16 protein-coding genes are annotated in these 14,636 nt (G+C 66.5%); 6 read left to right on the top strand and 10 right to left on the bottom strand.

The annotated features are described in order from the left end of the window. The first annotated feature begins 260 nt into the window (after positions 1-260). The gene (locus ACSQ3M_RS02665) at positions 261-1,445 is read left to right on the top strand and encodes an aminotransferase (RefSeq protein ID WP_436148514.1); all 1,185 of its coding nucleotides are present in this window, start codon (positions 261-263) and stop codon (positions 1,443-1,445) included. A 9-nt stretch (positions 1,446-1,454) separates the two neighbouring features. Here ACSQ3M_RS02665 and ACSQ3M_RS02660 read toward each other — a convergent pair whose 3' ends face one another. Both ACSQ3M_RS02660 and ACSQ3M_RS02655 read right to left on the bottom strand, forming a co-directional pair. Then, positions 1,455-1,847, bottom strand: coding sequence for a hypothetical protein (locus ACSQ3M_RS02660; RefSeq protein ID WP_436148513.1), 393 nt, complete (start codon positions 1,845-1,847; stop codon positions 1,455-1,457). Positions 1,848-2,043: 196 nt separating this feature from the next. Then, positions 2,044-3,573: a UxaA family hydrolase gene (locus ACSQ3M_RS02655; RefSeq protein WP_436148512.1), complete on the bottom strand. Its 1,530-nt coding sequence runs from the start codon at positions 3,571-3,573 to the stop codon at positions 2,044-2,046. A 164-nt stretch (positions 3,574-3,737) separates the two neighbouring features. On the opposite strand from ACSQ3M_RS02655, the gene ACSQ3M_RS02650 reads away from it, so the two are divergent. Then, positions 3,738-3,896, top strand: coding sequence for a hypothetical protein (locus ACSQ3M_RS02650; protein WP_436148511.1), 159 nt, complete (start codon positions 3,738-3,740; stop codon positions 3,894-3,896). Here the strand turns inward: ACSQ3M_RS02650 and ACSQ3M_RS02645 are convergent. Together ACSQ3M_RS02645 and gnd are read right to left on the bottom strand one after the other, a co-directional pair. Continuing rightward, positions 3,893-4,420 carry a gluconokinase gene (locus ACSQ3M_RS02645; protein ID WP_436148510.1) on the bottom strand — a complete coding sequence of 176 codons (528 nt, stop codon included), beginning with the start codon at positions 4,418-4,420 and terminating at the stop codon, positions 3,893-3,895. The genes ACSQ3M_RS02650 and ACSQ3M_RS02645 overlap by 4 nt on opposite strands. A 4-nt stretch (positions 4,421-4,424) precedes the next feature. Next, positions 4,425-5,411, bottom strand: a complete 987-nt coding sequence (gnd, locus tag ACSQ3M_RS02640; protein WP_436148509.1) for a phosphogluconate dehydrogenase (NAD(+)-dependent, decarboxylating) — start codon at positions 5,409-5,411, stop codon at positions 4,425-4,427. A 214-nt stretch (positions 5,412-5,625) separates the two neighbouring features. Here gnd and ACSQ3M_RS02635 point away from each other — a divergent pair, with 214 nt between their 5' ends. Continuing rightward, a complete protein-coding gene (locus tag ACSQ3M_RS02635) occupies positions 5,626-7,437 on the top strand; it encodes a monovalent cation:proton antiporter-2 (CPA2) family protein (protein WP_436148508.1) in 1,812 nt (603 codons plus the stop codon). Between the two features lie 19 nt (positions 7,438-7,456). Here the strand turns inward: ACSQ3M_RS02635 and ACSQ3M_RS02630 are convergent, their stop codons facing one another. Both ACSQ3M_RS02630 and ACSQ3M_RS02625 read right to left on the bottom strand, forming a co-directional pair. Next, positions 7,457-7,747: a hypothetical protein gene (locus tag ACSQ3M_RS02630; RefSeq protein ID WP_436148507.1), complete on the bottom strand. Its 291-nt coding sequence runs from the start codon at positions 7,745-7,747 to the stop codon at positions 7,457-7,459. Positions 7,748-7,752: 5 nt separating this feature from the next. Next, the gene (locus ACSQ3M_RS02625; protein ID WP_436148506.1) at positions 7,753-8,763 is read right to left on the bottom strand and encodes a 1-aminocyclopropane-1-carboxylate deaminase; all 1,011 of its coding nucleotides are present in this window, start codon (positions 8,761-8,763) and stop codon (positions 7,753-7,755) included. Between the two features lie 156 nt (positions 8,764-8,919). Between ACSQ3M_RS02625 and ACSQ3M_RS02620 the strand changes: the two genes are divergently transcribed. The 3 genes from ACSQ3M_RS02620 to ACSQ3M_RS02610 all read left to right on the top strand — a co-directional run bounded on the left by ACSQ3M_RS02620 (position 8,920) and on the right by ACSQ3M_RS02610 (position 10,251). Then, positions 8,920-9,384, top strand: a complete 465-nt coding sequence (locus tag ACSQ3M_RS02620) for an Lrp/AsnC family transcriptional regulator (protein ID WP_110489357.1) — start codon at positions 8,920-8,922, stop codon at positions 9,382-9,384. A 98-nt stretch (positions 9,385-9,482) separates the two neighbouring features. Continuing rightward, positions 9,483-9,911 carry a MerR family transcriptional regulator gene (locus ACSQ3M_RS02615; protein ID WP_436148505.1) on the top strand — a complete coding sequence of 143 codons (429 nt, stop codon included), beginning with the start codon at positions 9,483-9,485 and terminating at the stop codon, positions 9,909-9,911. Then, on the top strand, positions 9,847-10,251 hold the full coding sequence (locus ACSQ3M_RS02610; protein ID WP_436148504.1) for a carboxymuconolactone decarboxylase family protein: 405 nt from the start codon (positions 9,847-9,849) through the stop codon (positions 10,249-10,251). Before ACSQ3M_RS02615 ends, ACSQ3M_RS02610 begins: the two co-directional genes overlap by 65 nt. 47 nt (positions 10,252-10,298) lie before the next feature. Here the strand turns inward: ACSQ3M_RS02610 and urtE are convergent, their stop codons facing one another. The 4 genes from urtE to urtB form a co-directional block, all read right to left on the bottom strand. Then, entirely contained in the window at positions 10,299-10,994 is a 696-nt protein-coding gene (gene urtE, locus ACSQ3M_RS02605) for an urea ABC transporter ATP-binding subunit UrtE (protein ID WP_436148503.1), read from the bottom strand. Positions 10,995-11,055: 61 nt separating this feature from the next. Next, positions 11,056-11,820 carry an urea ABC transporter ATP-binding protein UrtD gene (urtD, locus tag ACSQ3M_RS02600; RefSeq protein WP_436148502.1) on the bottom strand — a complete coding sequence of 255 codons (765 nt, stop codon included), beginning with the start codon at positions 11,818-11,820 and terminating at the stop codon, positions 11,056-11,058. A gap of 5 nt (positions 11,821-11,825) precedes the next feature. After that, positions 11,826-12,965 (bottom strand): urea ABC transporter permease subunit UrtC, encoded by a 1,140-nt coding sequence (gene urtC / locus ACSQ3M_RS02595; protein ID WP_436148501.1) that lies wholly within the window; start codon positions 12,963-12,965, stop codon positions 11,826-11,828. Further along, on the bottom strand, positions 12,962-14,563 hold the full coding sequence (gene urtB, locus ACSQ3M_RS02590) for an urea ABC transporter permease subunit UrtB (RefSeq protein ID WP_436148500.1): 1,602 nt from the start codon (positions 14,561-14,563) through the stop codon (positions 12,962-12,964). The genes urtC and urtB overlap by 4 nt, the downstream gene beginning before the upstream one ends. Positions 14,564-14,636: the final 73 nt, after the last annotated feature.

The raw sequence follows: 14,636 nt of genomic DNA, 5'->3' as shown, positions 1-14,636 counted from the left end.
GGTTCGAATATGGCGGTCGACGGGCCATGGTCCAAGCCTGCGGCGAGATCGGGCACATTCGGCATCGTAGGGCGAGCGCAAGCCCTCCCCCCTTGTGGGGGAGGGTTGGGAGGGGGGTATCGCAGCCACAGTCCTCTCCGCGCCAAGCTGAGCAGGTGTCGAGGGTGGCATACCCCCTCTCTATCTCTCCCCCACAAGGGGGGAGAGGACAGGTCGCGCAAGCCGTTGACGCCGCGGTGAAGGCGCCGCAAAGCTCAGCCATGCCTGCGCCCTCTCCCGCCCCGCTCAATCCCGATCTCATCGACACCGCGACCCCGCCGATCCCCGAGGCCAAGGCCTGGGCACGCGGCTATGCCGGTGGCAATGGCCCGCTGATCGACCTGTCGCAAGCCGTGCCCGGCGCTCCCCCGCCGGCCGCCCTGCTCGAGCGCCTCGCCGAGGCTGCCGCGCTGCCCGAAAGCACCCGCTACGGGCCGATCGCCGGCGACGATATCCTGCGCGAGGCCTATGCCGCCGAGAGCAGCGCCTTCTATGGCGCGGCGATCCGGCCGCAGGAGGTCGCGATCACCGCTGGCTGCAACCAGGCCTATGTCACCGTGATGATGGCGCTGGCACGTGCCGGCGACAATGTGCTGCTGCCGACGCCCTGGTACTTCAACCACGAGATGACGCTGAACATGCTCGGCGTCGAGCCGCGCCCGCTGCCCTGCGATCCGCAGCGCGGCTTCGTGCCGGACGCCGAACGCGCGGAGGCGCTGATCGACGAACGCACCCGCGCCATCGTGCTGGTGACACCGAACAACCCGACCGGCGCGGTCTATCCGCCCGCCACCATCGCCGCCTTCGCCGCGCTCTGCCGGCGGCGCAAGATCTGGCTCGTGCTCGACGAGACATATCGCGACTTCCTGCCCGAAGGCGCTGGTCGCCCGCATGAGCTTTTTAGCACAAGCGGCTGGCAGGATTCGCTGATCGGCCTCTACAGCTTCTCCAAGGCCTATGCGGTGCCCGGCTGGCGCCTCGGCGCGATCACCGCCGGCGAAGCGGCGCTGGCCCAGATCGGCAAGGTGCTCGACTGTGTCCAGATCAGCCCGGTCCGCGCCGGCCAGAGCGCCGTCGCCTGGGGCATCGACGGCATCCGCGCCTGGCGCGAGGCGAACCGGGCCGAGATGAACTCCCGCGCCGCGCTTTTCCGCCAGGCGATCGCACCACTGAACGGCTGGAGCGTCCTCGCCGCCGGCGCCTATTTCGCCTATGTCGCCCACCCGTTCGAGGGCGTGCCGGCAGCCGAAGTGGTTCGCCGGCTGGTGCAGGAGCGCGGCGTGCTCGCTCTGCCCGGCCCCTATTTCGGTCCGGGCCAGGAGCAGCATTTGCGCATCGCCATCGCCAATGTCGCAGCCGAGCGCATCGCCGGGCTCGGCGAGCGGCTGAAGGGCTTCGCGCTCTGAGGAACGGCCTCAGCGCAGCAGTGCCGCGTAGCGCCCACGATAGGCGAAGACCAGGAGCCCGCCCGTCACAATCAGGATGATCGCGACCGGAATGCCGGCCGGGTTGATGGCGAAGTGGAACAGCACGATCACCGCCATCACCGGCGCGATCAGGGCAAGGCCAAGGGCGGGCACCACGTTGAGCAGCAGGCTCAGGCCTCCGGCGAGGTTCACCACCTTGAGGAAGGGCCAGAAGAAGCCGGAGTTCTGCAAGGCTGCCTCGAAGGCGAGCCCCCGCTCGGAGGTCGGCGGGTGGATCAGATGGGCGCCGGTGGCGAGCCACCAGAAACCGTCGACGGCGCTGACGAGGAAAAGCAGGCCGAGCACCAGACGAGGCAGCGTGACCATCAGGATATTGCGCATGATATTCCGTTGGAATGTCTTGGGAGAAGCAGCCGGAATGGCCGATGCGCAGCGCTTGGCCGCAGCTGAAAGCTTTTGGCGCGCCGTCATTCTCGGGCAAGGCGAAGCCCAGACCCGAGAATCTCGTTACGAGAAGGCGCCGGCCGGCGCCTCCTCCTGCCTGAGATGCCCGGGTCAAGCCCGAGCATGACGGCCCTCACATCGTCGCGCCGATCTGCCAAGGCACGAACTCGGCGTCGCCATAGCCCATCTCTTCGGACTTCGACTTCTCGCCCGAAGCGATCTTCAGCAGGTAATCGAAGATTTCCTTGCCCTTCTCCTCCAGCGTCACGCCGTCGAGGACATCGCCGCAATTGAGGTCCATGTCGTCGGTCTGCTTCAGATACATCGGCGTGTTGGTCGCGAGCTTGACCGAGGGCGTCGGCTTGCAGCCATAGGCCGAGCCGCGGCCGGTGGTGAAGGCGAGGATGTTGGCGCCGCCGGCGACCTGCCCCGTCGCGGAGACCGGATCGTAGCCGGGCGTGTCCATGTAGACAAAGCCCTTGGTCCGGACCGGCTCGGCATAATGGTAGACCGCGGCCAGCGTCTTGGTGCCGCCCTTGGCGGCAGCGCCGAGCGACTTCTCCAGGATGGTCGTCAGCCCGCCGGCCTTGTTGCCGGGCGACGGGTTGTTGTTCATGTCCATCCGGGCGCGGGCCGTATAATCCTCCCACCATTTGATGATGCCGACGAGCTTCTCGCCGACCTCGCGGGTGGCGGCGCGGCGGGTCAGCAGGTGCTCGGCGCCGTAGATCTCCGGCGTCTCGGAGAGGATCGCGGTGCCGCCATGCTCGACCAGAAGGTCGACCGCCTTGCCGAGCGCCGGATTGGCGGTGATGCCGGAATAACCGTCCGAGCCGCCGCACTGCAAAGCGAGCATCAGCTCGGAAGCCCGCACGGTTTCGCGCACGGCGCGATTGGCGATCGGCAACATTATCTTCAGCGCGTCGATCCCGGCCGCAACGGCCTTCCTGGTGCCGCCGGTCTCCTGGATGGTCAGCGTCCGGAAGACGTCGCTCTCCTCGACGCCATAGGCTTCCTTCATCCGCTTGATCTGGAAGCCCTCGCAGCCGAGGCCGACGACGAGTACTGCCGCCATGTTCGGGTTGCAGGCATAGCCCCAGGTCGTGCGCTTCAGGACCTCGAAGCTCTCGCCGTTGTAGTCGATACCGCAGCCGGTGCCGTGAGTCAGGGCGATGACGCCGTCGACATTGGGATAGTCGGCGAGCAGGCCCGAGCGCTTGACCTCCTCGGCCATGAAGCGCGCGGCCGAGGCCGAGCAGTTCACCGAGGTCAGGATGCCGACATAGTTGCGCGTGCCGGCATTGCCGGCCTTGCGGCGAAAGCCCTCGAAGGTCGCCTGCTGCTCGACCGGCAGCACGAACTCCGTCTTCGCCTCGGCGGCGTAGGCATAGTCGCGCTCGAAGGCGTGAAAGCCGGTATTATGCTCATGCACCCATTCGCCGGGCGGAATGTCGAGCGTGGCGAAGCCGATGATCTGGCCGAACTTGCGGATCGGCTCGTCCTTGGCGATCGGCACCAGCGCGATCTTGTGACCACGCGGAATCCGCTTCAGCGCGGTGACCCCGGCAGCGCTGACGCCGACATCGATCGGATCGACCGCGACCGCGACATTGTCGGCGGCATTGAGCTTCAGCGTGCGCGGCGGAACGGCTTTGTCGAGCATGATGATACCTTGGAATGGCGGCTTCCCCGCCTCCCCCAAGCAATGCGCCGATTGCGGCCTTTTTTCAATCGGTTGAAACTGGGAGCGGGCTTGCAGCCGGCGCCGGACGGGCGCAGGCTGTTCTTTGGACGGGATATGCTCGTTCGACGTGGACGGAGGCTTCCGTGCACACTGCCGATCGCTCACAGGCGCCGTTGCTGCCGCTGGTGCTGGCTTATCTGCGCCACCAGCTGGCCCTGTTCGCCGCCTCGCTCAAGCCGCGCCATCGCGCCGCCGACATCGCGGCGCTGATGTTGCGGGACAGCGCGCCGCCGGGCGGCTAGCCGAGCCGCAGCTCGCTGACCACCTGCTCGACGATCGCGTCCTTGCTCGCCTCGACCTGGACGACGAGCGGGTTCTCGTCCGCACCCGGCTCCTCCAGCGTCGCAAACTGGCTGTCGAGCAGGGCCGGCGGCATGAAATGGTGCTGGCGCGCCGCCATGCGCTCGCCGATCAGCTCGCGCGAACCCTTGAGGTAGACCAGCGCGACATCCGGCCGCTTCCCGACGATCACGTCGCGATAAGCCCTCTTCAGCGCCGAGCAGGTGACGATGCCGTTGCCGCCGCTGGCACGCAATTCGTCGATCCAGGCTGCGATCGCCGCCAGCCAGGGCTTGCGATCCTCGTCGGTCAGCGGAATGCCGCTCGACATCTTCGCAACGTTCGCAGGCGGGTGGAAGCTGTCCGCGTCGCGGAACGGCCAGCCGAGCTTTTGCGCCAGCCGCTCGCCGAGCGAGGTCTTGCCTGAGCTCGCCACGCCCATGACGACGATCACGGCCGGCGCGCCGGCCCCGTTCACGCGGGTCATGGTTTCAGCCCTGCTTCTTCGGCTCGACATGGCCGCCGAAGCCGGCGCGCATGGCGGACAGGATCTTCTCGGCGAAGGTGTGGTCCTTGCGCGAGCGGAAGCGGGTGTAGAGCGAGGAGGTCAGCACCTCGGCCGGCGTCGCAGTCTCGATCGCGGCCTGCACGGTCCAGCGGCCCTCGCCCGAATCCGAGACATGGCCGGAATAGGCGCCAAGCTCCTCATCGGCAGCCAGCGCCTCCGCGGTGAGGTCGAGCAGCCAGGAGGTCACGACCGAGCCGCGCCGCCAGACTTCGGCGATCTCGGCGACGTCGAAATCGAAGCCGTATTCCTCGGGCAAGCCGTCCTTGGCCGAGGCGTTGCGCAGGAGGTCGAACCCTTCGGCGAAAGCCTGCATCATCCCGTATTCGATGCCGTTATGGATCATCTTGACGAAATGGCCGGCGCCGGCCGGGCCGCAATGCAGATAGCCCTGCTCGGCCGTCGGATTGCGCCCATCGCGATGCTTGGTCGGCTCGATCTCGCCCTTCCCCGGCGCCAGCGCCTGGAAGATCGGCTCCAGGCGATCAAAGACGCCCTTGTCGCCGCCGATCATCAGGCAATAGCCGCGCTCCAGCCCGTGCACGCCGCCGGACGTGCCGATGTCGAGATAGTGCAGGCCCTTCGCCTCGAGCTCGCGCCCACGCCGGACATCGTCCTTCCAGAAGGCGTTGCCGCCATCGATCAGCGTGTCGCCCGGCGCCATCATCCCGGCGAGCTCGGCGAGCGTCTTCTCGGTGATCTCGCCGGCCGGCAGCATGATCCAGATCGCGCGAGGCGCCTGAAGCTTGGCGACCATGTCCTTGAGATCGCTGGCGTTAACGGCACCGTCCGCGGCAAGCGCCAAGCCCGGCTTCGGGTCGCGGTCATAGACCACGCATTGGTGCCCGGCGCGGTGCAGCCGGCGGACGATATTGGCTCCCATGCGGCCGAGGCCGACCACTCCAAGCTGCATCGCGAACGCTCCTGCCGGCCGGCGGGAAGCCGGCTTTGGCGACGCTACATGCCCCGGCGGAGAGCAGTGGGCAAGCGCAGGGGTGACCGGCACGGCAGGTGCATGAGATCGCCCGGGCAGCCTGGCGGTCGAGCGAAAGCTTGCCTAAACGGCTCCGGCGCCTTCTGTTTCGAGGGCGCGAATATCCACAGCGAAGGCAGGCAAAGGGAGCGTTATGGCGGCGGAGGGTTTCTCGCAGGATCTGGTTCAGGCCGTCGGGCTTCTGGGGGCGGGCGTCATCGCGGTGCCGATCTTCCGCAAGCTCAAGCTCGGCTCCGTGCTCGGCTATTTCGCCGGCGGCCTCGTCATCGGCCCCTCCGGAATCGGCCTTTTTTCCAATCCCGAAAGCGTGCTCCACGTCGCCGAGTTCGGCGTCGTCATGTTCCTGTTCATCATCGGGCTGGAGATGCAGCCCTCGCGGCTCTGGAACCTGCGCGGCGAGATCTTCGGCCTCGGCGTCGCCCAGGTCGGGCTCTGCGGCGCGCTCCTGACTGGGGTCGGTGTTCTCGCCGGCCTGCCTCCCGCCGCGGCCTTCATCGCCGGCATGGGCTTCGTGCTCTCCTCCACCGCGGTCGTGATGCAGATGCTGAACGAACGCGGCGAAGCCTCGACGCCGCAGGGCCAGCAGGCCGTCTCGATCCTGCTGCTCGAAGACCTCGCCATCGTGCCGCTGCTCGCAGTCGTCGCCGTGCTGGCACCGGCCAAGGCGGCCGAGACCGGCGGGATCATGCCGCTCCTGATCGGCGCCGGCTCGCTTGTCGGCCTCGTCGTCGCCGGCAAATGGCTGCTCAACCCGATGTTCCGGCTGCTCGCCAATGCCCAGGCCCGCGAGGTCATGACTGGCGCCGCGCTGCTCGTCGTGCTCGGCTCGGCGCTGGCGATGCAGCTCGGTGGCCTCTCCATGGCGATGGGCGCCTTCCTCGCCGGCGTGCTGCTGTCGGAATCGACCTTCCGCCATCAACTCGAGGCCGATATCGAGCCGTTCCGCGGCCTCTTGCTCGGCATGTTCTTCCTGGCGGTCGGCATGTCGCTCGATCTCAAGCTGATCGGCCAGGAGTGGCGAGCCGTCGCGTTAGGGGTCGCCGCCTTCATGCTGGTCAAGGCGGCCGGCATCTTCATCGTCGCCAAGCTGTTTCGCACCCGCACGCGCGCCGCGATCACCCGTGTCGCGCTGTTCTCGCAAGGCGGCGAGTTCGCCTTCGTGCTCTACAGCGCCGCCGCCGCGGCCGGCATCTTCGATGCGCGGATCAACGCCATCGCCAGCGCCATCGTGATCCTGTCGATGGCGATCACGCCGCTGGTCGTGCTCGCCATCGACCGCTTCATGCCGCCTGAGCGGGAATCGCTGGATGGCATCGAGCATGCCGAGGGGCTCAAGGGACGCATCCTCGTCGTCGGCTTCGGACGTTTCGGTCAGGTCGCCAGCCAGGCTTTGCTTGCCCGCGGCTGCAGCATCTCGCTGATCGAGACCGATGTGGAGATGATCCAGGCCGCCGCGACCTTCGGCTTCAAGGTCTATTATGGCGACGGCACCCGCGCCGACATCCTGCATGCCTCGGGCGCCCATCAGGCTGAGGCGATCCTGGTCTGTGTCGAAAAGCGCGAGACGGCCAACGCCATCGTGCGGGTGGCGCAGGCTGAGTTCCCGCATGCGAAGTTGTTCGTGCGCGCCTTCGACCGCGGTCATTCGATGGACCTGATCCGTGCCGGCGTCGACTACCAGATCCGCGAGACCTTCGAATCCGCCATGGTCTTCGGCGGCGAGGTCCTGCGCGCGCTGGGCGTGCCCGAGGACGAGGCCATCGAGATCGTCGAGGATGTCCGCCGTCGCGACGCCGAGCGCCTCGACCTGCAGGTCGCGAGCGACATCCATGCCGGCCATGACCTGATCCACGGCAACCAGCCGACCCCCGCCCCGCTCACCAAGCCGAAGGCGCAGGGCACGGTCGTTGGCGACCTGCCGGACGCGGCCGGCGCCAGGCCCTAACGGCCGGCGCCAACCTCTGTCAGGGAAACATCAGCGGCAGAGGCTCGGCCTGCCAGGCGGGCTCGACCGCGAGCAGCCTGATCGCACCGGGATCGTGACCATCGCCGATAGCCTCGGCGCTGAAACGCTCAGCCTCGGCCTGCCTCGGAAAGCCGGCAGCCACGATCGTGTTGCCGGGCGCATTCCGGTCGCGGGCGACGAAGCTCAGCTTCGCCCGCCCGCCAAGGCCGAGCCGGCCGATGCGCGCCAGCAGGGCCTCGCGCAGATCGTCGCGGCCCGCCGCGATCTCACAAAGGACGAGCGCCTCCATGACGCTCAACCGTTGCGGAAGGTGTAGCTGTAGCCGTTGATCGCCGGCACGCCGCCAAGATGGGCGTAGAGCACCTTCGAGCCGGCCGGGAAGAAGCCCTTCTTCACCAGATCGATCATGCCTTGCATCGATTTCCCCTCATAGACGGGGTCGGTCATCATGCCCTCGAGCCGGGCCGACAGGCGGATCGCCTCGATCGTCTCCTGCGACGGCACGCCGTAGACCGGGTAGGCGTAGTCCTCGTTCAGCACGATATCGTCTGCGGTGATCGCCTTGCCGCCGACGAGGTCGGAGGTCTTCTGGGCGATGTCGAGCACCTGTGCCCTGGTTTGCGCCGGCGTGAAGGAAGCGTCGATGCCGATGACGTTGCGCTGGCGTCCGTCCTTCGCGAAGCCGACGACCATGCCGGCATGGGTCGAGCCCGTGACGGTGCAGACGACGATGTAGTCGAACTTGAAGCCGAGCTCTTCCTCCTGCGCCCTCACCTCCTCGGCGAAGCCGACATAGCCGAGCCCGCCGAATTTGTGCACGGAAGCGCCGGCCGGGATTGCATAGGGCTTGCCGCCCTTGGCCTTGACGTCCGCCAGCGCGTTTTCCCAGCTCGCCCGGATGCCGATGTCGAAGCCCTCGTCGACCAGTTCGACATGGGCTCCCATCACCCGCGACATCAGGATATTGCCGACCCGGTCGTAGACCGCGTCCTCATGCGGCACCCAGCTTTCCTGCACGAGGCGGCACTTCATGCCGATCTTGGCGGCGGTCGCCGCGACCATGCGGGTATGGTTCGACTGGACGCCACCGATCGAGACCAGCGTGTCGGCGCCCGACGCGATCGCGTCCGGCACGATGTACTCGAGCTTGCGCAATTTGTTCCCGCCAAAGGCGAGGCCGGAATTGCAATCCTCGCGCTTGGCATAAAGCTCGACGCCGCCGCCGAGATGCGCGGAGAGGCGTGGCAGCTTCTCGATCGGCGATGGCCCGAAGGTCAGGGGATAGCGTTCGAACTTGGCGAGCATGGCGGGTTTTCCTCTCGAAATGACCCGCAAATGCTAGCAAAACGCCTTTGAAAGGTACTCCCGAACTTCGCCAAAATTTTTTCTTCTGCTTTCACATAATTCGCAATCTGCTAGCTTTTAGCGACATCCACTGCAGTAAAAACGGAAGAATCATTCATGGAGGCCGAACTCGACAAAACCGACCTCAGAATCCTGCGTTTGCTGCAGGCCGACGGGCGCATGGGCAATGCCGAGATCGCCAAGCGGGTGAACACCAGCGCGGCGACCTGCCATCGCCGCATCCAGCGCCTGTTCGCCGAAGGCTATGTCACCGGCGTGCGCGCGCAGGTCGATCCGCACAAGGTCGAGAAGGGCACGCTCGCCATCGTCGGGGTGGTGCTCGACCGCTCGACGCCGGAAAGCTTCGGCCTGTTCGAGGAGGCGGTGAAGCAGCTCCCCGTCGTGCTCGACTGCCACATCGTCGCCGGCGATTTCGACTATTTCCTCAAGATCCGCGTGCGCGACCTCGCCGACTTCAACAGGCTGCACGCGAAAACGCTGCTCGCTTTACCCGGCGTGCGCCAGACCCGGACCTTCTTCGTGATGAAGGAGGTCATCGACAACGCGCCGCTGGAATTTTGAGACCGAGCGCAGCCCTCTCAAAAAACCTCGCGCGACGGCATTGACTTAGAGTGCGCTCGAACTTGTAGCTTCCCCCGCGTCGAGATGAGAAGGCGGCCATGAAGATCGGTGAACTGGCAAGGCGATCGGGGCTGTCGGCCCATACGATCCGCTATTACGAGCGGATCGGGCTGCTGCCCTATGCCGACAGGGACCGGTCACGCCAGCGCGATTACGACGCCTCGATCCTGACCTGGATCGAATTCCTCGGCCGGCTCAAGACCACCGGCATGCCGATCCGCGAGATGCTGCGCTATGCTGCCTCGCGGGAAAAGGGCTCCGGCACGGAAGCCGAGCGTCGTACATTGCTGGAACGGCACCGCGAGCAGGTTCGCGCTCGCGTTGCCGAACTCGAAGCCTGCCTTCTCGTCCTCGACACCAAGATCGCCGGCTATGCCGACATCGAGAAGAGGATCGAAGACCATGACGCACATCAACGCTCACGTCGAAACCAACAGGCTGGAGCGCGGCAAGCGGGCTCTCGCTGAGATCGATGGCGAAGCCGGCCGCAAGGTGATTGCAGCGCTCGCCGACATCGCACCCGATTTCGCCGATTACATCCTCGAATTTCCGTTCGGAGATATTTACTGCCGGCCGGGGCTCGACCTGCGCTCCCGCGAGATCGCGACGATCGCGGCACTCGCCGCAATGGGCAACGCCCAGCCACAGCTCAAGGTGCATATCGAGGCGGGGTTGAACGTTGGATTGTCGCGCCAGGAGATCACCGAGATCCTGATACAGATGGCGGTCTATGCCGGCTTCCCGGCCGCGCTCAACGGGCTGTTCGCGGCGAAGGAGGTCTTTGCCGCACGAAACGCCGCGATCTGACCAACACGCGAAGCACCCCGCCGGACCGTTGCCGGCGGGGCATTTCCTCACACCTGAATCAACCTCTGAACCTGCGCTCCGTCGAGTTCCGCCATCGGCCCGGCCAGCACCACCTCGCCACGGTCCATCACGAACATCGTGTCGGCGAGGTCGCGGGCGAAGTCGAAATACTGCTCGACCAGTACGATCGCCATGTCGCCACGCTGGCGCAGATAATCGATGGCGCGGCCGATATCCTTGATGATCGAGGGCTGGATGCCCTCGGTCGGCTCGTCGAGAACCAGCAATTTGGGTCGGGTGACCAGCGCTCGCGCAATGGCGAGTTGCTGTTGCTGGCCGCCCGAGAGGTCTCCGCCGCGCCGGCCCAGCATGGACTTGAGCACGGGGAATAGGTTGAAGAGTTCGTCCGGGATGTAGCGCTCCTTGCGGGGCAAGGGCGCAAAGCCGGTCTCCAGGTTCTCCTTGACGCTCAGCAGCGGGAAGACTTCGCGGCCCTGCGGCACAAAGCCGATGCCGGCCCGCGCCCGATCCTCGGTGCGCAGGGTCGAGATGTCCTCACCGCCGAAACTGATCCTGCCGCCGCTGATCGGCTGCTGGCCGACGATAGCGCGCATCAGCGACGTCTTGCCGACGCCGTTGCGGCCCATGACGCAGGTGACCTTGCCGACCTCGGCGCTGACCGAGACGCGCCGCAGTGCCTGCGCCGCGCCGTAATGCAGATCGATGGCGTCCACAGTCAGCATGAGCAGTTGTCCCGCCACATGATCTGATCGGAAGACCGGTTTTTACGTTTCCGCATCATGCTTAGCGCCCCAGATAGACTTCGACGACTCGCTCATTGGCACTAACCTGATCGAGGGGTCCCTCGGCCAATACAGAGCCCTCGTGGAGTACCGTGACCTTCACGCCAAGCTCGCGGATGAAGCCCATGTCGTGCTCAACCACGATCACGGAGTGATCTTTCGCGATCTCCTTGAGCAGCACCGCGGTCTGCGCTGTCTCGCCATCGGTCATGCCGGCGGCCGGCTCGTCGACGAGGAGGAGCTTCGGGTCCTGCGCCAGCAGCATGCCGATCTCGAGCCACTGCTTCTGGCCGTGCGAAAGCGAGCCGGCGAGGCGCTCGCGCTTGTCCGCGAGCTTGATGATGCCGAGGATCTCGTCGATGCGCTTCTGCTGGGTGCTCTCGGTCTGCCAGAACAGCGTCTTCAGCACGGACCGCTTCGATTTCAGCGCCAGGAGGATGTTGTCCTCGATCGTGTGGAAGTCGAACACGGTCGGCTTCTGGAACTTGCGGCCGATGCCGAGATTGGCGATTGCCGCCTCATCGAGCTTGGTCAGGTCGACCGAGCCGCCGAACATCACGGTGCCCTCGTCCGGCCGGGTCTTGCCGGTGATGATGTCCATCATCGTCGTCTTGCCGGCGCCGTTAGGGCCGATGATGGCGCGCATCTCGCCGGGCTCGATGGTGAGCGACAGGCCGCGGATCGCCTTGAAGCCGTCGAAGGAGACGCTGACGCCGTCGAGATAGAGCAGCGAGGAGGTCAGCGCGCCGGGGGTGGGAGCATTCATGCGCGTTACTCCGCCGGAGCCGGTTCGGCCGCCGGCACGGGCGCGGGCCGCTTGCGGCTCTCCCACCAGCCTTGCGCGGTGCCGAGAATGCCCTTCGGCATGAACAGGGTGACGAAGACGAAGAGCGCGCCGAGCGCGAACAGCCAGTACGGCGCCATGAAGCCCGAGGTGAAGACCGTCTTGGCCCAGTTGACCACGACGGCCCCGAGCGCGGCGCCGACCAGCGAGCCGCGCCCGCCGACCGCGACCCAGATCACGGTCTCGATCGAATTGGCCGGGGCGAATTCGCTCGGATTGATGATGCCGACCTGTGGCACGTAGAGCGCCCCGGCGACGCCGGCCATGCAGGCCGAGACGGTGAAGACGAAGAGCTTGAAGCGATCGACCCGGTAGCCGAGGAAGCGCGTGCGCGATTCAGCGTCGCGGATGGCGATCACCACCTTGCCCAGCTTCGACGAGACGATGCCGCGCGCGATCAGGAAGCCGGAGATCAGCATCACGCAGGTCATCGCGAACAGCGCCGCCCGCGTGCCCTGCGCCTGCACGTTGAAGCCGAGAATGTCCTTGAAATCGGTCAGGCCGTTATTGCCGCCGAAGCCCATGTCGTTGCGGAAGAAGGCGAGCAGCAGCGCATAGGTCAACGCCTGGGTGATGATCGAGAGATAGACGCCGGTGACGCGGCTGCGGAAGGCGAACCAGCCGAAGACGAAGGCGAGCAGGCCGGGGACCAGCAGCACCATCAGCATGGCGAAGGGGAAGGAGGAGAAGCCGTACCAGTACCACGGCAATTCCTGCCAGTTCAGGAAGACCATGAAATCGGGCAGCACCGGGTTGCCGTAGACGCCACGCGAGCCGATCTGGCGCATCAGATACATGCCCATCGCATAGCCGCCGAGCGCGAAGAAGGCGCCGTGGCCGAGCGAGAGGATGCCGCAATAGCCCCAGACCAGGTCGAGCGAGATCGCCAGCAGCGCGTAGCAGAGATACTTGCCCCAGAGCGACATGGTCGCGGTCGAGACATGGAAGGGCGAGCCCGCCGGCATCAGCAGGTTGGCCAGCGGCACCAGAAGGCCGATCGCAGCGATGAGGGCGAGGAAGACGAGCCCCCGCCTGTCCATGTTCGAGAGCAGGAAGCGGGTGATCATGCTTCCACCGCCCTGCCCTTCAGCGCGAACAGGCCGCGCGGGCGTTTCTGAATGAACAGGATGATGAAGACCAGCAGCGCGATCTTGCCGAGCACGGCGCCTGCGTAAGGCTCCAGGAGCTTGTTGGCGACGCCGAGGCTCATCGCGCTGATCAGCGTGCCCCAGAGATTGCCGACACCGCCGAAGACCACGACCATGAAGCTGTCGATGATGTAGCTCTGGCCGAGATTGGGGCTGACATTGTCGATCTGCGAGAGCGCGACGCCGGCTAGCCCCGCGACGCCCGAGCCGAGCCCGAAGGTCAGCGCGTCGATCCGGCCGGTGCGGATGCCCATTGCCGAAGCCATGCGCCGGTTCTGCGTGACCGCCCGCATCTGCAGGCCCATCGGCGTCAGCTTCAGGATCGCGAGCAGCGCCGCGAAGACGAGGGCCGCGAAGACGATGATCCAGAGCCGGTTCCAGGTAATGGCGAGGCCGCCGAGCTCGAAGGCGCCGGACATGAAGGCTGGCGCGCCGACCTCACGATTGGTCGGCCCAAACGCGGTGCGCACTGCCTGCTGCAGGATCAGGCTGATGCCCCAGGTCGCGAGCAGTGTCTCCAGCGGTCGGCCATAGAGGAAGCGGATGACGCCGCGCTCGATCGCGACCCCGACCGCGCCGGCGACGATGAAGGCGGCCGGGATTGCGATCGCCAGCGACCAGTCGAACAGCCCCGGGAAGCGCGACCGGATCACCTCCTGGACGATGAAGGTGGTGTAGGCGCCGAGCATGACCATCTCGCCATGGGCCATGTTGATCACGCCCATCACGCCGAAGGTGATGGCAAGGCCGATCGCGGCGAGCAGCAGCACCGAGCCGAGCGAGAGCCCGTACCAGAGGTTCTGCCCGGCCCGCCACAGAGCGAGCTTGCCCTCGATCTCGGAAATGGCGCGCCCCTGAGCCTCCCTCAGGCCCGGTGAGGCGTCGCCCGGCAAAGCGCGCAGCGTCGCCAGCGCATCCTGGTCGCCGCGCTCGCGCAGCACGTCGACGGCGGCGATGCGGTCGAATGGCGGCGCATCGGTCTTGGCGATCAGGATCGCGGCCTGCGCCTCGCGCAGCGCCCGGCGCGCCCGGTCATTGGTTTCCTTGGCGATGGCGGCCTCCAGAACCGGCAGCACCGAGACGTCGCGCGCCCTAAAGACAGCCTCGGCGGCGGCGACGCGCTTGCCGGGATCGGGATTGATCAGCCCGAGCCCGCCGAGCGCGCCCTGGATCACCCGCCGCACATTGTTGTTGAGTCTCACCGGGTTGACGCCGGCCGGTGCGGCGGTGAGCGCCTGCCCGGTCCGGGCATCGAGGAAGCCGCCCTCCTTGGTCTTCACCGCGACCGCGCCACCGCCGGCGAGCAGGCGCCCGTCAGCCAGCGCCTCGATCACCACCGCGGCGTTCGGATGCGCGCTCTGGATGAGGATGTCGATGGCGCGCGCCGTGTCCGAGAAGCTGTCGGCGCCGAGCCGGGTAAAGGCTTCGTCGGCGGCCTGCGCGAGGGCGACGGCCGGCATGAGCGCAAGCGTCATCGCGAGCGCAAGCATGCGCAGGAGGCTGTGGAGGATCCGCATGGCTCGCTTCGATTGGCTGTTCGGCAGTCCTGCATGCCGCCGGCTGATCCGGCGGCATGCTCAGGCAATTCGA

The sequence above is a fragment of the Allobosea sp. LjRoot90 genome (genome assembly GCF_964254315.1).
In the GTDB taxonomy this organism is placed as follows: Bacteria; Pseudomonadota; Alphaproteobacteria; order Rhizobiales; family Beijerinckiaceae; genus Allobosea.
The sequence above is the reverse complement of the archived record's forward strand: the minus strand, read 5'-3'. Positions and strand labels throughout refer to the sequence as shown.